The following is a 19,983-nucleotide window of genomic DNA, read 5'->3' as shown; positions in this document are numbered from 1 at the left end:
TATTTTAAAACCATATACTTTTTTCATGAGGTATTAGCTTATTTTATACTTACAACTTCATATCCAAAATCTTTTATTATATTTTTTATTTCTTCATTTGATATACTTTCTTTAAAATAAGCTTCTGCTTCCTTATCTTTTAAATTTACCTCTACATTTTCACATCCTAATTCTGATAAAGCTTCCTCAATATGTTTTACACAATGCATGCAACTCATACCTTCTATTTTTATTGTTTTTTTCATTTTGAAATTCTCCCTTCTTTATTTAAATATTTTTATCTTATAGGTTTAAAAGATTTTAACCTTAAAGCATTTAATAAAACTGACACTGAACTAAAACTCATAGCTGCTGCTGCAATCATTGGGTTTAATAGGGGACCATTAAAAAATAAGTATAATAATCCCATGGCTATAGGAATTCCTATGGTATTATAAGCAAAGGCCCAAAACAGGTTTTCTTTTATATTTTTTATAGTTTTTTTGCTTAATAGTATTGCTGTTGGTACATCCATTAGATCGCTTCTCATTAAAACTATATCTGCAGACTCTATAGCTACATCCGTACCTGAACCAATAGCTATACCTACATCTGATTGAGCTAAAGCTGGAGCATCATTTATTCCATCTCCTACCATAGCCACTTTTTTTCCTTCCCCTTGAAGTTTTTTTACCCAAAGTGCTTTATCTTCTGGTAAAACTTCTGCTAGTATTCTATCAATACCTACTTTTTTACCTATAGCTTCTGCAGTTCTTTTATTATCTCCTGTAATCATAACAACTTCTATATTCATCTTATGAAGCTCTTCTATAGCTTTTTTACTATTTTCTTTTAAAACATCTGCTACAGCTATTATTCCCTGTATATTATCATCTATAACAATATACATTGGTGTCTTTCCTTCCTCTGCAAGCTTTATAGCCGACTCTTCTGCCTTATCTAAATCTATATTATTTTCTATCATTAACTTTTTATTTCCTAAGAGTAAATTTTTGTTTTCTATTTTAGCTCTAATTCCATGACCTGGTACAGCCTGAAATTCTTCAACAGTTTTAAATTGAATTTTCCTATTTTTAAGTTCCCTTACAATAGCTTCTCCTAAAGGATGTTCAGATCCTTTTTCAGCACTAGCAGCTATTGCTAAGATTTCATTTTCTGCTATTTCACCTATTGTAATTATATCTGTAACTTTTGGATCTCCTTCAGTTATGGTACCAGTTTTATCAAAAATTACTGTGTCTATTTTATGAGTAGTTTCTAAAGCCTCACCGCTTTTTATTAAAACTCCATAATCTGCTCCTTTACCTGTACCCACCATAATTGCTGTAGGAGTGGCTAACCCCAAAGCACATGGGCAAGCAATTACCAATACAGATATAAAAATAGTTAAGGAAAAACTAAAATTCTTACCATATAACCCCCATGCTAAACTTGATATTATAGCTAAAGTAATTACTATAGGTACAAAATATCCAGCTATTACATCTGCCATTCTAGCAATAGGGGCTTTACTTCCCTGAGCTTCTTCTACTAATTTTATTATTTGAGCAAGGGTAGTATCTTTTCCTACCTTTGTAGCTCTGTACTTTATGTATCCATTTTTATTTATACTTCCACCTATTACTTTATCATCTTTATTTTTTTCTACGGGTATACTCTCTCCAGTAAGCATGGATTCATCTATAGATGTAATGCCTTCTACAATAATTCCATCTACAGGTAGTCTTGCTCCCGGTTTTACTATAACTATATCCTCAACTTCTACTTCATCTACAGATATAGATATCTCCCTATCTTCTCTTATGACTGTTGCAGTTTTTGGAGCTAAATTCATAAGTTTTTTTATGGCTTCAGATGTTTTTCCTTTTGTAACTGCCTCTAAGTATTTTCCTAAAGTAATTAAAGTTAGTATAACTGCTGCAGATTCAAAATATAATCTATGCACATATTCTATATTTCCCATAAATATTTCATATACTGCAAATATTCCATATAAATATGCAGATAAAGTTCCTATGGCAATTAGAGAATCCATATTAGGTTCTCTTCTAAATAGGGTCTTAAATCCAACACTGTAAAATTTATTTCCCATAACTACTACAGGCGTAGTTAATATTAATTGAGTCAGGGCAAAATTTTGTGGACTTTTTATTGGATCTAAAAATTCTGGTAAAGGCATTCCAACCATATGTCCCATGGAAACAAATAAAAGTGGTATTGAAAATATTATAGAGTATAAAAATCTATTCCATAAGGTTTTTATTTCCTTTTCCTTTCTTATTTTCCTCATATTAATACTTTCTTCTTCTGTTATCTTATATCCTGCCTTTTCTACAGCTTCTTTAATTTTAGATATCTTAACTACATCATTTATATAATCAACTTTGAGTTTTTCAGATGCAAAGTTTACACTAGCTTCTTCTACTCCTTCAAGTTTTTTGACACTTCTCTCTACAGCTTTTGCACATGCAGAACAAGTCATTCCTTCTATATTAAAAAGTTTACTCTCTGTATCTTCTAAAAGTTTATATCCAGCTTTCTCTATAGCTTTTTTTATATCCTCTTTCTTTACCTTATCTTCATCAAAGGTGATATTTAATTTTTCAGATGCAAAGTTTACGTTAGCTTCTTCTACTCCTTCAAGCTTTTTGCTACTTCTCTCTACGGCTTTTGCACATGCAGCGCAAGTCATTCCTTCTATATTGAAAATTTCCTTTTTCAAATATATACCTCCTTTTCTCTATTATTTGTCTATTAATTTAAATAATACCCCCATTATTTCATCTACTTTTTCTTCTCCTGTATCATGTAAAAAAGCATTTTTTACACAATGATTTAAATGTTGTTTTAATATATGCATATTCGCTTTCTTCAATAGCCCTTGAGCAGCAATTATTTGATTTGAAATATCTATACAGTATCTTTCATCTTCTATCATTTTTATGATTCCTTCTATTTGTCCTTTAGAAGTTTTTAAACATTGAATGGCTTTTTTCTTCTCTTCGTTCATATTTTCTCCTCCTATCCTCACCCCATATGGGGGGTGGTATAATCATATTATATACCTTTTTAGTGCAAATTTCAAGTTTAACTTAATATCTATCTCTACTATAACTAAATAATAATTCATAAGCTCTAAGTATATTTACTACACTGAAGCTTATGAATCTATTTATATTTTTTAAACTTTATTCTAACTGTTGTACCCTTATCTAACTTACTTTCTACGTCTATATAAGCGGAATGAATATTCAATATTCTTTTTACTATTGTTAATCCTATACCACTTCCATCTATTTCATGTCTACTTTTATCTCCTCTATATAACCTTTCAAATATAAAGGGTAAATCTTCTTTTTTTATCCCTTGTCCATTATCCTCAATTATAGTTTCTATATTGTTTCTAAATTCTTTTAAAACTACTTTAATATCTCCTCCATTTTCAGTAAATTTTATAGAATTAGATATTATATTTATAAAAACCTGCTTTAATGCATTTTCATCTCCACATATATAATAATTTTTATCTTCATTTATATCTTTTTCAAAAAATATATGCTTATCTTTAGCTATAATTGAAAAATCTTTTATAACTCCCTCTAATATATCTTTCAAAGATACTTTATCCATACTCAGACTAATATCTTCACCTTCGATTTCTTTTAATATATTTAAGTTATCTAATAATTTTCCAAATCTTATTACTTCTTCATTTAACCCTATTAAACTTTCCTCATCTATAGGAAATATTCCATCAATCATAGCTTCTAAATTATTTTGCAATATATTTAAAGGAGTCCTTATTTCATGAGAGATATCTGATACCAATCTTTTTCTTAAAGAATCCTGTTTTTCTAATTTTTCTTTTAATTCATTTATGCTATCTTGTAAGTTTTTTATTTCTAGTATATTACTTTTACTTTCTACTCCTATACCATAATATCCTTTAGAAAGGGCTACAGAAATATCTGATACTTTTTTTATAGGATTAGATATTTGTTTTGATATATATAGACTTATAATAATTGTAATAACAATAGTAAATAATATGGATATTAATATACTATTATTTAAACTATTTATAAATCGCTCATCCTCTTCTGACAACAATATAGAACTATATTGTCCAATAGCTACATATCCTACAATTTTTTCTCCTGTCTTTATCTTGTAAGTTTTACTAGTATAAATACCTTTGTTTTTATTTTGCATCATATTCATCATATGGCCCTTTTGTTTTATTCTATCCGGATTCATCATCCATACGATCTTCTTATCAGTATTCATAAGAGATAAACAATAATTATTCATATACGCTTCATGAATTAATTCTTCACCTGACTCTTCTGTCCAGTTTCCATCTCTTTTATAAACTTGAGAAAAATATTCTATTATTCTTTTATCTCTTTTATTTTGCATATCCTCCATATAATTATTAAAACTCTTATTTACATTTAAATTTATAAGTGCAAAGGATATAATAAGTCCAAATATAGAACATATTAAGATTGATATAAGTATTTTTTTTCTTATGCTATGCATTAACTTTCACCACCAAATTTATATCCAACTCTAGTAACTGTTAATACGTACTTAGGATTTCTACTATCCTTTTCTATTTTCTTTCTTATATTTTTTACATGTACGTCTACAGTTCTATCAAATCCTTGAAAGTCTAATCCTAGAGCTGAATTTATCAACATTTCTCTAGTAAACACCTTTCCTTTATTCGAAGCTAATGCATATAAAATTTGAAATTCATTAGGAGTTAGCTTTACATCTCTTTTTTCTATTTCTACTATTCTTTTTATTTTATTTATTTTTAATTCCCCATTATTGAAACTCAAAATTTCTTCATCTTCCCCACCTATTCTTCTAAAAAGTGCATTTACTCTAGCAGTTAATTCCCTGGGACTAAATGGTTTTACTAAATACTCATCCCCTCCTATATTTAAACCTTCTATTCTATTAGATAAATCTCCCTTAGCTGTCAACATAAATATATATACATCTGATATTCCTCTTATTATTTTACATACCTCTTCTCCTTCTATATCTGGAAGCATTAAATCTAATATTATAAGTTTAAAGTTTCCTTTTTTAAATATTTCTATTCCTTCTATTCCACTAGTTGTAGAAATAACTTTATATCCTTCTTTCCCTAAATAAGCTTTTAATACAGAAGATACTTTTTCTTCATCTTCAATTATCAAAATACTTTCTTTCACAAGTATACCCTCCTATTTAATTTTATATTTAAATAATACCATAGTTAAATAAAGATACTATGAAGATACTTTATTTTTCTTCATAGTATCTTCATAAGAAACTTCTATAATTAATTTAAACTTTAAATATTTTTATTAAAAGGATGTGTATATATTGTGTTTAATTGCATGAACATGTTTTCAAACTTTGGAGGATCTACCAAGAGTTATCCTATACAAGGTTCATTTTTAGGAGGATTCCCTATATTTGGGATACTTAATTTTATAATATTTGCTGCTTTAATATATTTTGCTGTTACTTTCATTGTGTCTAAATTAACTCCTGTAACTAGAAAATCTGAAAGTGTATCCGATATATTAAATAAAAAATTTGCATTAGGAGAAATAAGCGAAGAAGAATTTCTTCATAAAAAAAGTATATTAGATGAATAAGATAAATAAAAAAGTAGACTAAATAAAAGTCTACTTTTTTATTAACATTTTTTATTTATCTGAATAGTATGTTATTGTATTAATTTTGAGGAGTGAACAAACTTTGTACCAAAATTGTAATCCTTATATGAATCCTTATCATAGCCATTATGGAAACTGTTGCACATTTAGAAATTGTAAATTAACAAGAGCTTATATTCCACACCAACCTTATGGAAAACTTTTTCCTCTTAATGAGGCATTAAAAAGGGGAACTTTATTTGTTAATTTATATATTCCCTATCCAGAAAAATCTTATTGTAAGTAAAATCAATTTCTAGGAGGATATTAATGGAATGTTCATGTCATCATAATAATTCTAACCGTTTAGAATTATTAAAAACAATTCAAGAGTATGAATTTGCAGCAGTAGAATTAAATTTATACTTAGACAATAACCCTAATAATCAAAAAGCTATATGCGATTATAATTGTGTCTGCGAAAGTTTAATGAGATTAAAAAATCTATATGAAGAGAAATTTGGTCCCTTAACTAACTTTGGGCATGCAAAAAGTAACTGTCCTTGGCAATGGGTAGAAGAACCTTGGCCTTGGGAGTAAACTTAATAGGAGGAATTAGATTATGTGGATTTATGAAAAAAAATTACAGCATCCTGTAAAAATAAAAAATAAAGATTTAAAAATGGCTAAATTTCTACTTACCCAATATGGAGGACCAGATGGAGAACTTAGTGCAGCAATAAGATACTTAAATCAAAGATATACAATGCCTACTGGAAAATCTAAAGCTCTTTTAACTGATATAGGTACTGAAGAGTTAGCTCACGTTGAAATGATATGTTCTATGATATATCAATTGACCGAGGACGCAACAGTAGAAGAACTAGTAGAAGCTGGTTTAGGCTCCAATTACGCTATACGAAATAAAGCATTATTTCCAGCAGATGCAAATGGAGTACCTTGGACGGCAGCGTATATTCAAGCTCATGGAGATCCTGTTACAGATCTACATGAAGATATGGCTGCTGAACAAAAAGCTCGTTCAACTTATGAGCATTTAATAAAATTAACAGATGATCAGGACGTAATAGATGTATTAAAGTTTTTATGGGCAAGAGAAATAGTACACTTCCAAAGATTTGGTGAAGCTTTAGTAGATGTTTATGGTTATATTGATAGTAAAAAATGTTTTGTAATGGAAAAATGTAAAAAATAAAAATTCTTTACATTCATATATTAAAATAGGCTGTTAATCAGCCTATTTTCTTTAATTCTTTCCATTCTCTTTTTAATACTCCATAAAGATATATATCGTATCTCTTACCATCTCTATTTACTGCTTCCCTATAGATACCTTCTTTTTTGAATCCTAGTTTTTCATAGGATTTTATTGCCCTTTCATTGTAACTTATAGTTATTAATTGTAGTCTATGAAGGTTTAATTCTCTAAAAGCAAAATCCATAGCTAAAGATAAGGCTTCACTGCCATAGCCTTTTCCCCATTCACTGCTATCACCTATACCAATTGCTATACCACCTACTCCATTGTTCCAGTTTATTTTTTCTATTTCTACATAGCCTAATATTTTATTTGCGTCCTTTTTTCTAATAGCAAAAAAATAATTATTAGAACTAGACACTTCTTCCATAAGCCATTCTCTAATTTTCCAACTAGTTTTTGGGGCACTAGGATTAAAATCAAATACTCTTAAAAAGTTTGTATCCTCATACCATTTAGTTATGGTTTCTATATCCTCTTCTCTAAGTGCTGTAATCTTAATTCTATCACTTTTTAATAAATCTTCACTAAACATAAAATCACTACCTTTATCTATACTATGTTTATTATTCTACATATTAATTTAACAATAGTAAAGGAAGTTACATTAATTTAAAGGCTCATCTTCTTTTTGTGCTTTTTCTAATCTTTCTTTATATATTTTCCTATAATCTAACTTTTCATAATTTCCAAAGGTTTTTATATTAACTTCTCTTATTCTATTTATAAACTTCTTTACTCTATCTTCCATTACATCTCCCTCCCTTTTTTATATATTCTATATTATTTTCCCCAAATTCTTTTTTTATATTGACTTTGTGTAAATATCAATTTATTATATGTTCATACTACAATTCGTAAGATAAAAATTTTGCGTAACAAAATTTTTATTAATGAACAAGGAATAATGAAGAATGAACAATAATTGTTCATTGTTAGTTGCTCATTAATAAAAAAAGTGCATCGCACTTTTTTAGGAGGTGTATTTTTTGGAAGAACATGCTTTTTCAAGAACTGAACTAATAATTGGTGAAGATAACCTTTCAAAATTAAAAAATAGTACTGTAGTAATATTTGGTATTGGTGGAGTTGGGAGTTTTGCAACTGAGGCATTAACTCGAAGTGGTATTGGTAATTTAATACTTATTGATAATGATACAGTTTCAATAAGTAACTTAAATAGACAAATAATCGCTAATTTAAATACTATAGGTATGTCTAAGGTAGAAGTTATGAAAAAAAGAATAGAATCTATAAATCCTAATTGTAATGTAATAACACATGAAATTTTTGCTAAAGAAAATAATTTACTGGATATAATAACTCCTAATGCGGATTATGTAATAGATGCTATAGATACTGTATCCTCTAAACTTTCACTTATAAGTCTATGTAAAGATAAAAATATTCCAATAATAAGTTCAATGGGTACTGGAAATAAATTAGACCCTACAAGGTTTAAAATTGCGGATATATATGAAACAAAAGTTTGTCCATTAGCTAAAGTTATGAGATATGAATTGAGAAAAAGAAATATACCTAATTTAAAAGTCCTTTATTCTGAAGAAGTACCTATAAAAATAAAATCCAATGATGAATCATCAACCAATTCTATTAAAAAAACTAGAAAAAAAATAGCACCTGGAAGTATATCTTTTGTTCCTCCCGTTGCTGGAATGATTATAGCTTCTCAAGTTATAAAAGATATTTTGAAAGTATAAAATAAGCTAGGAAACTTTAATCTCCTAGCTTATGGTTTACTCAAAATAGCCTTGTAATTTCTTAATTCTAGTTGGATGTCTAAGTTTTCTTATTGCTCTTGCCTCTATTTGTCTTATTCTTTCCCTTGTCAAATTAAATTCTCTTCCAATCTCTTCTAAGGTTCTACTCTCTCCATCTCCAACTAAACCGTATCTTAATCTAACTATTCTTTCTTCTCTGGGTGATAATGTAGATAAAACATTAGATAATGTATCTCCTAACATTTGTTCTGTTACTTTATCTTCTGGTAAATATCTATCATCTGATATAAAATTTTGTAATATAGTATCTTCGTTTTCACCTACAGGTGTTTCTAAAGATACAGGATCCTGAGAAACATTATATATTCTCTTTATTTTTTCTATAGAAATTTCTGCTGTTTCTGCTATTTCTTCCTCTGTTGGTTCTCTATCTAATTCTTGTTCTAATTTCTTTTTAGTTCTTATCATCTTACTAATCACTTCATTCATATGTACAGGTATTCTTATAGTCCTTGATTGATCGGCTATTGATCTTGTTACCGCTTGTTTTATCCACCAAGTAGCATAAGTACTAAATCTATATCCTTTTTTATAATCATATTTATCTACAGCTTTCATCAATCCTAGGTTTCCTTCTTGCACTAAATCCAAAAAACTTAATCCTCTTCCTATATACTTCTTAGCTATGCTAACAACTAATCTTAAATTACTTTTAATTAACTCACTTTTTGCTCTTTCATCGCCCTTTTCAATTCTCTTTGCTAAATCAATTTCCTCTTCAGCTGTAAGTAAATCTGATTGACCAATCTCTTTTAAATACATATTTATATAATCGTCCACTACTTTTGCGTTACTAGCCTCCAATTATTTTCACCCCTTTTACATATCCTGTTATGCTTATAGGTAATTCATATTTGAAATATGGCACCAGATTATATACTTCAATAAACTTCTACTTATTCCTTCTTTATTTTTAATATTTTATAGAAAGGTTACAATTTATTAAATTTTTATACAAATTTATACATAGAATAGCTATAGTGTCTTACTAAAATAAACACTATAGCCTATAAAACTACATATAACCATCTGGGTTATTTTTATGCCATTTCCAAGCTGTTTCTATAATCTTTTCTAAAGAATTATATTTTGGGTGCCAACCTAACTGTGTTTTTGCCTTTTCAGAAGATGCTATTAATACTCTCGGATCTCCCTTTCTTCTATTTGCTACTTCCCACTTTATTTTTCTACCTGTAACTTTTTGGACCATATCTATTACTTCCTTTACTGAAAATCCTTCTCCATTTCCTAGATTATAAATTCCGCTTTTTCCTCCATTCTTTAATTTATTCATGGCTAAGAGATGAGCCTCTGTAAGATCCATAACGTGAACATAGTCTCTTATACAAGTTCCATCCTTTGTATTATAATCATTCCCAAATACTTGTATTTTATCCCTTTTTCCTAAAGCTACTTCTATTATTATAGGAATTAAATGAGTTTCTGGCCTATGGTCTTCTCCTATCTTTCCTGTGTCATATGCTCCCGCTGCATTAAAATACCTTAAAACAGTGTATTTTAATCCATAAGCTTTATCACACCATTTTAATATTTTTTCTACAGCTAATTTAGACTCACCGTAGGGGTTAGTAGGATTAGTTTTATCTTCTTCCCTTATAGGTATATTTTCTGGTTCTCCGTAGGTTGCTGCTGTAGATGAAAATACGATATTTTTCACGTTATGTTCTATCATACTTTTTAATAATACTATAGTACCACCTATATTGTTATCAAAATACTCTAAAGGTTTTTCTACACTCTCTCTAACTAAAGAACTAGCTGCAAAATCTATAACTCCTTCTATTGAGTTCTCATTAAATATTTTATCTAGTAAGGCTTTGTTCCTAATATCTCCTTTATATACTTTCCCCCCTAATATAGCCTTCCTATGTCCTTTTTGAAAATTATCTAATATAATTATGTCTTCTTTTTCTTCTAAAAGTCTAGCTACCATATGACTTCCGATGTATCCTGCGCCACCACATATTAAAATACTCAAATTTATTCCTCCCAAAGTTCTAATATTATATACTCTTTAATTGTAATTTTATATAAAAATTCAATTCTTCTTTTGATTCTAAAACTTTTAACTTATTATTCTTTTTAGCCATATCTATAGTATCGTAATATCCATTAGTTGTCTCTAAAGCACAATTATATTTCATAAGTGCCTTCTCCTATTTCACTTGTGTAAAACCCTGGCTTGTACCCTATTATTTTATTATAATTATTTGAAACCTTTTTCTTAAATAAATCTAATTTACTCTTTTCTACTAAAGCTATAGCACATCCTCCAAATCCAGCTCCAATCATTCTAGCACCAATACAACCTGAAACATTTAGTGCTTCACCTACTATGGCATCTAATTCTTTTCCTGTTACTTCATATAAATCCCGTAGTGAAAAATGAGATTCTGCTAAAAGCTTTCCAAATTCTTTTAGATTTCTTTTTGATAAAAGATAGTAAGCTCTTTTAACTCTTTCATTTTCATACACTACATGAGTTGCCCTGTTTAATACCCTGTTATCTTTTATTAAATATTTTAAGCTTTCAAATTCCTCTAAAGAAAGTTCGCATAAATAGTTTATTTTCTTTTCTTTGTTAATTAATTTAAGAGCCTTTTCACATTCTAATCTTCTTTCATTATATTTAGAATCACTTAACTCTCTTCTTTTATTAGTATTCATTATAGTTATAACATAATTCCCTAAATCTACAGGAGCATATTTATATTCTAGGGTATTACAATCTAATAGTATAGCCATATCTTTTTTTCCCATAGCCACTGCAAATTGATCCATTATTCCACAATTTAATCCAACAAAATCATTCTCTGCTTTTTGACTCAACTTAATTAATTCTACCTTATCTAATTTTCCATCGTTAAATATATTATTTATCATAATTGCGATTAAAAGTTCTAAAGAAGCTGAAGAGGACAATCCTGAACCATTTGGTATGTTTCCACTTATCAATATATCCATTCCTCCAACTTTATACCCTTTATCAATGATTTCTTTTATAACACCCTTAGGATAATTACCCCATCCATGTTTCTTTTCATATTTTATATCCTCTAAATTTATTGAAACTTTTAATGGTATATTAGTAGATGCTAAATTCACTTTATTATCTTTTCTTTTTCTTACACATCCTAGAGTTCCAAAGTTCAAAGCACATGGAAAAACATGTCCTCCGTTATAGTCTATATGTTCTCCTATGAGATTTACCCTCCCTGGTGAAAAAAAGTTTCTCATGGAACCTTCTCCGTAAATCTTTATAAATTCTTTTTTAAGTTCATTTATATTCATATTATTCCTCCATTTCACCATTAATGTTTGATAAATCCCATAGATCTTATAAATTTTATGAATCCATATTTACCCTTTTCATCTCTTTTAAATACTCCTGTATTTTTTAATATATTTGTAAATATTTCCCCTACCTCTTCTTTTATTACATTCTCTGCTTCTTCTTTCAGTAATTTATCTCCATATTTATTTAAAAGTTCTTCTATCCATTGTAAGTGTTTTTTCATAAAGATATTTTCATCAGATTTTATCTTTAACAATAGTTCTTTATTTCCCATTAAAATTTTTTCTATACAATTTAATTCTTCTTTTAATCTCCCTGGAAGAACAGCAAGTCCCATTACTTCTATTAATCCTATGTTTTCTTTTTTTATATTGTGATACCTTTTATGTGGGTGAAATATACCTTCTGGATGTGCTTTATTAGCTCTATTATTTCTAAGAACTAAATCCATTTCAAACTCTTCTTTAGAATTTAATCTACTTATTGGAGTTATGGTATTATGAGGAATTTTCTTGTTCTTCTCTAAGCTATAGCTTAATATATCTAATTCTTCATCATCATAATTTCTCCAGCTACTTAAAATATATTGGCAAAGCTTTACCAAGGCATCTTTGTTCTTTGATGTTAGTCTAATAACTGACATTGGCCATTTTACAATTCCCAATTTAACATCTTTAAATGATTCATGATGAAATTCTTCTTCTATTAATGCTTTTTCCATTGGAAAAACATGATTTCCTCCTTGAAAATGTTCATGGTTTAAAATAGATCCACCTACTATGGGTAAATCAGCATTAGAACCTATGAAATAATGAGGAAATTTTTCTATAAAACATAAAAATCTATGAAAGGTTTTATTAGAAATTTTCATAGGTACATGTTTTTCATAAAATAATATGGAATGCTCTTTATAATAAACATAGGGTGAATACTGTAAATACCATTTTTCCTCTTCTAATTCTACTGGTATTACTCTATGGTTTTGTCTTGCTGGGTGATCTAATCTTCCTTTATAACCTACATTTTCTAAACAAAGAGGGCATTTAGGATAAGAGATTTGAGGTACATTTTTTGCTTTAGCAATATCTTTCGAATCTTTTTCAGGTTTTGATAGATTTATAGTAATTTCCATATCTCCATAATCTGTATCATGTTTCCAGCTCAAATTCTTATTAATTCTATCACATCTTATATAATTTAAAGCCTTTGCTATATTATAAAAATAATTAGTAGCCTCCTTAGCTCCTTTTTTATGATAGATGTTATAAAAATTTCTCACTATTTCCGATGCTCTTGGAGTTAAAACACCCATTATTCTAGTATCAAATAAATCTTTATCAGTTCCGGTATCCTCTATAATGTCATTGTCTATTGCATACTTCAACATATTATTTAATATATCTGTTGCTGTATTTATGTCCTCAAATTCTACATCTTCTTTGTAAGGTTCATCTAATTTAAATAATTCTAATAAGGAATTTCTAGCAGCTACTTTATCTATTTCTTCAATTAAATTATTCTTCTTACCAAATATGAGTAATCTTTCTATCTCTCTTTTTATATCAATCATAAATAATTACCTCCTTACAGAAAACCTTTTCTACAAATTTAATTAAAAAGTGCATAAGCACACACTTTTTAATTAAACTCATTTTAATAGCAGCTTTCCCTAACTATAAGTTTGGTCTCCATAGTATACTTTATGGATTTATTTTTATCTTCTATAATCTCTAGTAATTTTAAAGCAGCTATGTTACCTATTCTTTTCATATTAAGATCCACTGTGGTAAGTTTAGGATGGATTATATTAGATATTAATGTATTGTCAAATCCAATTATGGAAATATCCTGTGGTACATTTAAGTTTAACTTATTGCATGCATTTACAACACCTAATGCCATTAAATCATTACATGCAAATATGGCCGTAGGTTTATTTTTATTTAAAAGAAATTCTTCAACCTTTTTTTGAGTATTTTCTACAACTTCTATACTATTACCTTTACCTACGTCTAATATTTCATTATACTTTAAATTATTTTTTTCTATAATATCTGTATAAATTTTCTCTTTAATATCATAGGAATAGCTCTTAGAGCCTCTTATAAATGCTATTTCCTTATGACCTAATTCCAACAAATATTCAAAAGCTTCTAATGTTCCAACTTTTTCATCATAACATATAAAATTACCTTTAAGTTCTTCTGGTGATCCATTTACTATTATAATGGGTAATTTCATTGATATATCTTCTAAATATTTGTTTTTCAAATTATCTAAGGTAGGGTCTATAATAATTATTCCATCTACACCCTTTGACATTAAATTTTCTATAATTTCTTTTTCTTTTAAAGCTTCTCCTCTAGTATTACATAATACAATACTATATCCTTGATCTTTACTATAATCTTCTATACTCTCTACTATAGTAGGAAAAAATAAATTAGTTATTCCCGGAACAATTACCCCTATAGTAGAAGTTTTTTTAGTTATAAGACTTCTTGCTAACATATTAGGCTTGTAATTTAGCTTCTCTATAGCTTCCTCTATTCTCTTTCTCGTTTCTTCTTTTACAGGGTAATTATTGTTTAAGACTCTTGATACTGTACTTATAGAAACTCCTGCTTCTCTTGCTACGTCATTAATAGTTGGCATCATTAAATCATCCTTTTGGCATCTTTAGTTAGTTACAATTATTCCTTTAATTTATTCTATCACTTCATTATGGCAAATTCTATTAAATTATTGAAAATATTATTTTTTAGCAATATATTTTCTAATATCAAAGGCTACAGCTCCTATGATTATAATTCCCTTTATAACTTGTTGCCAATATGCAGATACACCTAAGATAACTAATCCATTATTTAAAACCTCAAATATTAAAACACCTGTTATTATACCTTGAACCGTTCCAATTCCACCTGAAGTTGAAACTCCTCCTATAGTAGCCGCAGCTATGGCATCTAATTCATACATTAGACCATAATTATTTGTAGCTCCACCTGTTCTTGCAGCTAGTAATGCTCCTGCTAATCCATATAAAGCTCCCGCTAATGCATAAACTTTTACAAGTGTAAGATCTACATTTACCCCTGAAACTTCTGCAGCATTTGGATTTCCCCCTATGGCATATATATGTTTTCCAAACTTAGTTTTATTTAATATAAACCACATTACAAGTATTACTAGTCCAGCAATTATTATTAAATTAGGTATACCTAGCGTTGACCCTGTTCCCAGTTCTGAAAAATCTTTTCTTAGACCTCCTATAGGTTGAGCATTAGTATATATACATGCTGCTCCATATACTATAACCATCATTCCTAAAGTAGCTATAAAAGGAGGTACTTTTAAGTAAGCTACAACTAATCCATTTATTACACCTATAAGAAGCCCTATAAATATTACTAATAATATAGGTATTATTAAAGGTAGTTGAGGTGCATTTTTAAATAGTTTATATGCATAATCTGGTCTTTGTAATAAACTAGCCGATATACATGCAGTAAATCCAACTACACGTCCTGCTGATAAATCTGTTCCTCTGGTAATCAATGCTCCACCAACACCTAGTGCTATTATTACACGTACAGATGCTATAATTAATACATTTATAATATTTCGTTTTGAAAGGAAATTACTATCTAGAAATCCTATGGATAATAACAAAGCTAAAAGAACCAAATATATTGCATACTTACCTGCAAATTCTTTTATATTTTTTGTATTTATTTTTTTCTCCTTGTTTACAAATTCCGACATATAAAAACCTCCTTACATACTAAATAAATCGAGTAGCATATTTCATTATTTCTTCTTGGGTAGCTTCTTCACCCTCTATTATTCCGCTTAATCTTCCATCACACATTATCATTATTCTGTCAGACATTCCAATTAATTCGGGCATTTCAGAAGATATCATTATAATACTCTTTCCCATTTTTGATAGGTCAGATATTATACTATATATTTCATATTTAGCACCTACATCTATTCCTCTTGTAGGCTCATCCATTATTAATACATCTGGTTCTGTAAGTAACCATCTTGAAAAAATAACTTTTTGTTGATTTCCACCAGAAAGATTTTTTATTTGAGTAGCATGAGAAGGTGTTCTTATATTAAGTTTTTCTATACTGTTTTTAATATCTTTCATTCCTCTTTTTTGATTTACAACAAATTTTAAATCAATGTATTTATCTAAACCTGCTATTATAGTATTGTCACCTACTGTTAATACTGGAAAAATTCCAGTTGAGCGCCTCTCTTCTGTTAACAAAGCAATACCATATTTCTTGCTATTTATAGGACTTTTAATTTTAACTTCTTGTCCATTTATATATATTTTCCCTGTTTCTATTTTCCTTAATCCAAATATAGACTCAACAAGTTCTGTTCTTTGAGCTCCAACTAAGCCTCCAATTCCTAATATTTCTCCCTTTCTTAGTTCAAAACTTATATCTTTAAAGGATTTGTTATTAGCTGAAGTTAAATTTTCTACTTTCATTATAACTTCACCTGGGGTGTTTTCTTTAGGTGGAAATCTATTTGTTAAATCTCTTCCTACCATCTTTGATATAATCAAATCCGTTGTAAGCCCTTCTGCTTCCCAAGTCCCTATATACTTACCATCCCTCATTATAGTTACTTCATCAGCAATTTTTAAAATTTCCTCCATTTTATGAGATATATATATAATTGCTACTCCTTGATTTTTTAAATCACTAATTATATTAAAAAGATGAGTAACCTCATTCTCTGTTAAAGAAGAAGTCGGCTCGTCCATAACTATTATTTTGGAATTATAAGAAACAGCCTTTGCAATTTCTAAACCTTGAACTTGTGATACTGATAATTTGGAAACTAATGTATTTGGATCTATATTCATTTTCAATTTACCTAATAAATCCTTTGTATCTTCATACATCTTTTTATGGTCAACAATGCCCAATCCAAATACCTTTTTTACAGGAAATCTACCTAACCACACATTCTCCATAACACTTCTATGTGGTACTGGATGAAGTTCTTGATGAATCATAGAAATTCCATTTTCTAGTGCATCTTTTGCATTTTTAAACTGTACTTTTTTCCCACCTAAAACTATTTCCCCATCATCCGATCTATATATGCCAAAGAGACACTTCATAAGTGTAGATTTTCCAGCTCCATTCTCCCCCATTAAAGCATGTACTGTTCCTTTTTTTACTTTTAAATCTACTCCATCTAAAGCCTTTACACCAGGGAAATTTTTGGAAATACCATTCATTTCTAAGATAATATTATTTTCCACCATATAGATACACCTCTTTGAGAATTATTCTACATATGTGATATGTAAATAATGTTCAGGGAAAATCTTCCCTGAACTAATATATTCTATTTTTCTACATCCTTTAAGTTTTCCTTAGTTATAGATTTATATGGAACCCATTTATATTTCCCATCAGTTATTCCCTCTACTGATTTAATAGGATCTTCCTCTTTAGCTAATGAATATGCTATATCAAATATAGCTTTTCCTTGGTTTTTAGCATCATTTAATACCGTTCCTAGCATTTCACCTGCTTTTAATGAATCTAATGCTGGTGCAGTAGCATCTACACCTACAACTGGTATAAATTTATCTCCTTTATAATAACCTGCTGCCTTAAGAGCTTCTATAGCTCCTAGAGCCATATCATCGTTATTTGCAAATACTGCTTCTACCTTGTCCCCATAAGCAGATAACCAAGCTGACATTTTTTCTTGTCCTTGTGCTCTTTGCCAATTTGCAGTATCTGTAGCTAATTTTTCTGTTTTTATACCTTCTTTTTCTAACTCCTTAACTGAATGTTCTGTACGAAGTATTGCATCTTGATGTCCTGGTTCTCCTTCTAACATTACATATTGTAACTTTCCATCTTTATTCTTATCTGCTGTAGGATTCTTCTTCCAGTAATCTGCAATTATTTGCCCTTGCATAGCTCCCGATTCTTCAGCTTTTGCTCCTACATAATACATCTTATTCCATTTATCCATATCTTCCTTTACAGGTTCACGATTGAAAAATACAACAGGAATATTAGCTTTTTCAGCTTTTTCTATAAGAACAGAAGCTGCAGTTCTATCTACCATATTAACAGCTATAACATCATACCCTTGAGTAATAAATGTATCTACTTGATCATTTTGGGTTGCTTGTTGACCTTGTCCATCAACAGCATTTATAACAATTTTTTCTCCTGTTTCTTTAGACTTTACATCTGAATTTTCTTTAATAGCATCTCTAACTGTAGATATAAAAGTATCATCAAACTTATATAGGGCTACTCCCACTTTAAGTTCTTTTCCTTCTTTTCCTCCTTTCTCTTTTCCAGAACCACAACCTGCAAATAGAGTAGTTGCTAATACCGCTGCGGTAACAAGTGATATAATCTTTTTCATTAAGACACCCCCAAATTTACATGATTTAATTAACATAATCATGTTGTATTTATATTATAAAAGTAATAGTGTTATTACTATTATTCTTACTTCTAAAATGATAAAAGAAAACCTTTTCTATTATCCTATCAAAAAATCCCTCAACACTATTACCCTTTGTCCTATGAAATTATAATTACGAATAAAGTCAAAAACTTCATTTATGAAAACCTTTTCTAGACCTATTATATACTCTTTTTCCATTCCTGTCTATATGAATATACTAAAAATTATGTCAAATTCTAATAACAACTTTTATTATTTTCTCCTAAGTTGTAGTTTTTATTACAAAATCACTTTTAAATATCTATTTTTAAACAAATTAAGTTCTTTAAATACAAATTTGGTAAAGATATTACAAAAAAATACGAATAATTAAAGTGTATTCTCAAATATATAATAAATTAATATAAACAGAGTAAATGGAGGACAAAAATGACTAAATTAAACAGAAACGTAATTATTAAATCAGTAGGTACATATGTACCCCACAAAAAGGTTCATAAGAATGAGCTTATCCAACACTTCGAACAATATGGTTCACAAAATGAAGCTAAGGAGCTAATGGATGAAATAGGAAGAGAAACTATTTCCATGATGGATGAAAACGAAACGGTTATAACTATGTCATTAGCTAGTAGTAAAATATGTTTAGAAAAGGCTGGGTTAACTCCTAATGATATTGATGTAATAATATCAGCTTCTAACACACCAGAATTCTTATCACCAACTGGAGCAATGTTAATTAGAGATGGTTTAAATTCAAAGGCTCATCAAGTACTTGATGTTAATTGTGATTGTATAGGTATGTTACAAGGATTAAATGTTGCAACAAGTCTTTTAAAATTAAATAAACAATATAAAAGAGCTTTAGTTGTTGGAGCTTTTGGTTGCCTAAGAAATTCTAGAAAAGATAATATAATATCATACGCTACAGTTGGAGACAATTCCACAGCTATGATATTAGAAGTGCAAGAAGAAGAAATAGAAAGAGGATTTTTAGGTCATAGATCCTTTACAGATTCTCAATATATAGAAGCTATACAATTCCCAGCATGCGGCATGTCTAAAATATTTGATAAAAATATAGATGAATTTGAAAAGAGATTAAGATGGGATAACTTCAATTCTCATTTTATACCACAAAGTTCAGCTGATGTAATAACAGAATTGTTAACAGATTACAATTATAAACCTGAAGATGTTACTCAATTCTTTTTATCTCAGTTCTCTATTGAATATAATGAATTAACAATGGATGCTATGAGCTTACCACACAATAGATTTACATTTATAGCAGATAAATATGGCTATACCGGTCCATGTAGCCCATTGCTTGCCTTACACGATAGAATACAAGAAAAACCCTTTAATGAAAGTGAATTATGTATAATGTGTTCTGTAGCTGCTGGTTGCATTATCACAGCATTACTTTATAAGTGGTAAAATTTATTTTAG

General features: G+C 28.8%; 21 protein-coding genes and 1 pseudogene. 6 read left to right on the top strand and 16 right to left on the bottom strand.

The window, feature by feature from the left end:
- Positions 1 to 38 precede the first annotated feature (38 nt).
- From B5D21_RS02485 to B5D21_RS02465, 5 genes are all read right to left on the bottom strand, one after another.
- A complete protein-coding gene (locus B5D21_RS02485; RefSeq protein WP_035110206.1) occupies positions 39 to 245 on the bottom strand; it encodes a heavy-metal-associated domain-containing protein in 207 nt (68 codons plus the stop codon).
- 32 nt (positions 246 to 277) lie between these two features.
- Positions 278 to 2,722, bottom strand: coding sequence for a heavy metal translocating P-type ATPase (locus B5D21_RS02480; protein ID WP_078688067.1), 2,445 nt, complete (start codon positions 2,720 to 2,722; stop codon positions 278 to 280).
- A 21-nt stretch (positions 2,723 to 2,743) separates the two neighbouring features.
- A complete protein-coding gene (locus tag B5D21_RS02475) occupies positions 2,744 to 3,010 on the bottom strand; it encodes a metal-sensing transcriptional repressor (protein WP_035110207.1) in 267 nt (88 codons plus the stop codon).
- A gap of 158 nt (positions 3,011 to 3,168) precedes the next feature.
- Positions 3,169 to 4,542, bottom strand: coding sequence for a sensor histidine kinase (locus B5D21_RS02470; RefSeq protein WP_011099131.1), 1,374 nt, complete (start codon positions 4,540 to 4,542; stop codon positions 3,169 to 3,171).
- Complete coding sequence (locus B5D21_RS02465; protein WP_011099130.1) at positions 4,542 to 5,228, bottom strand: response regulator transcription factor; 687 nt, start codon at positions 5,226 to 5,228, stop codon at positions 4,542 to 4,544. Before B5D21_RS02465 ends, B5D21_RS02470 begins: the two co-directional genes overlap by 1 nt.
- 156 nt (positions 5,229 to 5,384) lie before the next feature.
- On the opposite strand from B5D21_RS02465, the gene B5D21_RS02460 reads away from it, so the two are divergent.
- The 4 genes from B5D21_RS02460 (at position 5,385) to B5D21_RS02445 (ending at position 6,876) form a co-directional block, all read left to right on the top strand.
- Positions 5,385 to 5,660, top strand: coding sequence for an SHOCT domain-containing protein (locus B5D21_RS02460; protein ID WP_035110208.1), 276 nt, complete (start codon positions 5,385 to 5,387; stop codon positions 5,658 to 5,660).
- A 127-nt stretch (positions 5,661 to 5,787) separates the two neighbouring features.
- A complete protein-coding gene (locus B5D21_RS02455; protein WP_045923660.1) occupies positions 5,788 to 5,967 on the top strand; it encodes a spore coat associated protein CotJA in 180 nt (59 codons plus the stop codon).
- Positions 5,968 to 5,990: 23 nt separating this feature from the next.
- Positions 5,991 to 6,260, top strand: coding sequence for a spore coat protein CotJB (locus B5D21_RS02450; RefSeq protein WP_023437718.1), 270 nt, complete (start codon positions 5,991 to 5,993; stop codon positions 6,258 to 6,260).
- Positions 6,261 to 6,282: 22 nt separating this feature from the next.
- Complete coding sequence (locus B5D21_RS02445; protein WP_011099129.1) at positions 6,283 to 6,876, top strand: manganese catalase family protein; 594 nt, start codon at positions 6,283 to 6,285, stop codon at positions 6,874 to 6,876.
- Between the two features lie 37 nt (positions 6,877 to 6,913).
- Here B5D21_RS02445 and B5D21_RS02440 read toward each other — a convergent pair whose 3' ends face one another.
- A complete protein-coding gene (locus B5D21_RS02440) occupies positions 6,914 to 7,474 on the bottom strand; it encodes a GNAT family N-acetyltransferase (RefSeq protein WP_011099128.1) in 561 nt (186 codons plus the stop codon).
- Positions 7,475 to 7,546: 72 nt separating this feature from the next.
- A complete protein-coding gene (locus B5D21_RS14025; RefSeq protein WP_155274203.1) occupies positions 7,547 to 7,690 on the bottom strand; it encodes a hypothetical protein in 144 nt (47 codons plus the stop codon).
- Positions 7,691 to 7,928: 238 nt separating this feature from the next.
- Between B5D21_RS14025 and B5D21_RS02435 the strand changes: the two genes are divergently transcribed.
- Positions 7,929 to 8,660: a tRNA threonylcarbamoyladenosine dehydratase gene (locus B5D21_RS02435; RefSeq protein WP_035110212.1), complete on the top strand. Its 732-nt coding sequence runs from the start codon at positions 7,929 to 7,931 to the stop codon at positions 8,658 to 8,660.
- 36 nt (positions 8,661 to 8,696) lie between these two features.
- On the opposite strand, the pseudogene rpoD reads toward B5D21_RS02435, so the two are convergent.
- From rpoD to B5D21_RS02395, 9 genes and pseudogenes are all read right to left on the bottom strand, one after another.
- A pseudogene (rpoD, locus tag B5D21_RS02430) lies at positions 8,697 to 9,521 on the bottom strand (RNA polymerase sigma factor RpoD); the annotation flags it as partial.
- 235 nt (positions 9,522 to 9,756) lie between these two features.
- Positions 9,757 to 10,740: a UDP-glucose 4-epimerase GalE gene (gene galE, locus B5D21_RS02425; protein WP_035125378.1), complete on the bottom strand. Its 984-nt coding sequence runs from the start codon at positions 10,738 to 10,740 to the stop codon at positions 9,757 to 9,759.
- A 25-nt stretch (positions 10,741 to 10,765) separates the two neighbouring features.
- Positions 10,766 to 10,906: a hypothetical protein gene (locus tag B5D21_RS14020; RefSeq protein WP_155274202.1), complete on the bottom strand. Its 141-nt coding sequence runs from the start codon at positions 10,904 to 10,906 to the stop codon at positions 10,766 to 10,768.
- On the bottom strand, positions 10,896 to 12,053 hold the full coding sequence (locus B5D21_RS02420) for a galactokinase (RefSeq protein WP_035125380.1): 1,158 nt from the start codon (positions 12,051 to 12,053) through the stop codon (positions 10,896 to 10,898). Before B5D21_RS02420 ends, B5D21_RS14020 begins: the two co-directional genes overlap by 11 nt.
- Before the next feature lie 20 nt (positions 12,054 to 12,073).
- The gene (locus tag B5D21_RS02415) at positions 12,074 to 13,627 is read right to left on the bottom strand and encodes a UDP-glucose--hexose-1-phosphate uridylyltransferase (RefSeq protein ID WP_011099123.1); all 1,554 of its coding nucleotides are present in this window, start codon (positions 13,625 to 13,627) and stop codon (positions 12,074 to 12,076) included.
- An 83-nt stretch (positions 13,628 to 13,710) separates the two neighbouring features.
- The gene (locus tag B5D21_RS02410; RefSeq protein WP_011099122.1) at positions 13,711 to 14,715 is read right to left on the bottom strand and encodes a LacI family DNA-binding transcriptional regulator; all 1,005 of its coding nucleotides are present in this window, start codon (positions 14,713 to 14,715) and stop codon (positions 13,711 to 13,713) included.
- Between the two features lie 96 nt (positions 14,716 to 14,811).
- On the bottom strand, positions 14,812 to 15,822 hold the full coding sequence (gene mglC, locus B5D21_RS02405; RefSeq protein WP_011099121.1) for a galactose/methyl galactoside ABC transporter permease MglC: 1,011 nt from the start codon (positions 15,820 to 15,822) through the stop codon (positions 14,812 to 14,814).
- 19 nt (positions 15,823 to 15,841) lie between these two features.
- Positions 15,842 to 17,356, bottom strand: coding sequence for a sugar ABC transporter ATP-binding protein (locus tag B5D21_RS02400; RefSeq protein ID WP_011099120.1), 1,515 nt, complete (start codon positions 17,354 to 17,356; stop codon positions 15,842 to 15,844).
- Between the two features lie 83 nt (positions 17,357 to 17,439).
- A complete protein-coding gene (locus tag B5D21_RS02395) occupies positions 17,440 to 18,486 on the bottom strand; it encodes a galactose ABC transporter substrate-binding protein (protein WP_035110217.1) in 1,047 nt (348 codons plus the stop codon).
- A gap of 474 nt (positions 18,487 to 18,960) precedes the next feature.
- Here B5D21_RS02395 and B5D21_RS02390 point away from each other — a divergent pair, with 474 nt between their 5' ends.
- Positions 18,961 to 19,971 (top strand): ketoacyl-ACP synthase III, encoded by a 1,011-nt coding sequence (locus B5D21_RS02390; RefSeq protein WP_011099118.1) that lies wholly within the window; start codon positions 18,961 to 18,963, stop codon positions 19,969 to 19,971.
- Positions 19,972 to 19,983 lie beyond the last annotated feature (12 nt).

The sequence above is a fragment of the Clostridium tetani genome (assembly GCF_900167265.1).
Taxonomy (GTDB): Bacteria; Bacillota; Clostridia; order Clostridiales; family Clostridiaceae; genus Clostridium_G; species Clostridium_G tetani.
Note: the sequence above shows the minus strand (reverse complement) of the source record. Positions and strands in the feature narration are given on the sequence as shown.

Bases quoted from the DNA above. Each gene is read 5' to 3' on its own strand.
- B5D21_RS02485 (WP_035110206.1), bottom strand. From the start codon at position 245: ATGAAAAAAACAATAAAAATAGAAGGTATGAGTTGCATGCATTGTGTA.
- B5D21_RS02475 (WP_035110207.1), bottom strand. From the start codon at position 3,010: ATGAACGAAGAGAAGAAAAAAGCCATTCAATGTTTAAAAACTTCTAAA.
- B5D21_RS02470 (WP_011099131.1), bottom strand. From the start codon at position 4,542: ATGCATAGCATAAGAAAAAAAATACTTATATCAATCTTAATATGTTCT.
- B5D21_RS02455 (WP_045923660.1), top strand. From the start codon at position 5,788: ATGAATCCTTATCATAGCCATTATGGAAACTGTTGCACATTTAGAAAT.
- B5D21_RS02450 (WP_023437718.1), top strand. From the start codon at position 5,991: ATGGAATGTTCATGTCATCATAATAATTCTAACCGTTTAGAATTATTA.
- B5D21_RS02445 (WP_011099129.1), top strand. From the start codon at position 6,283: ATGTGGATTTATGAAAAAAAATTACAGCATCCTGTAAAAATAAAAAAT.
- B5D21_RS02440 (WP_011099128.1), bottom strand. From the start codon at position 7,474: ATGTTTAGTGAAGATTTATTAAAAAGTGATAGAATTAAGATTACAGCA.
- B5D21_RS14025 (WP_155274203.1), bottom strand. From the start codon at position 7,690: ATGGAAGATAGAGTAAAGAAGTTTATAAATAGAATAAGAGAAGTTAAT.
- B5D21_RS14020 (WP_155274202.1), bottom strand. From the start codon at position 10,906: ATGAAATATAATTGTGCTTTAGAGACAACTAATGGATATTACGATACT.
- B5D21_RS02420 (WP_035125380.1), bottom strand. From the start codon at position 12,053: ATGAATATAAATGAACTTAAAAAAGAATTTATAAAGATTTACGGAGAA.
- B5D21_RS02415 (WP_011099123.1), bottom strand. From the start codon at position 13,627: ATGATTGATATAAAAAGAGAGATAGAAAGATTACTCATATTTGGTAAG.
- B5D21_RS02410 (WP_011099122.1), bottom strand. From the start codon at position 14,715: ATGATGCCAACTATTAATGACGTAGCAAGAGAAGCAGGAGTTTCTATA.
- mglC (WP_011099121.1), bottom strand. From the start codon at position 15,822: ATGTCGGAATTTGTAAACAAGGAGAAAAAAATAAATACAAAAAATATA.
- B5D21_RS02400 (WP_011099120.1), bottom strand. From the start codon at position 17,356: ATGGTGGAAAATAATATTATCTTAGAAATGAATGGTATTTCCAAAAAT.
- B5D21_RS02395 (WP_035110217.1), bottom strand. From the start codon at position 18,486: ATGAAAAAGATTATATCACTTGTTACCGCAGCGGTATTAGCAACTACT.
- B5D21_RS02390 (WP_011099118.1), top strand. From the start codon at position 18,961: ATGACTAAATTAAACAGAAACGTAATTATTAAATCAGTAGGTACATAT.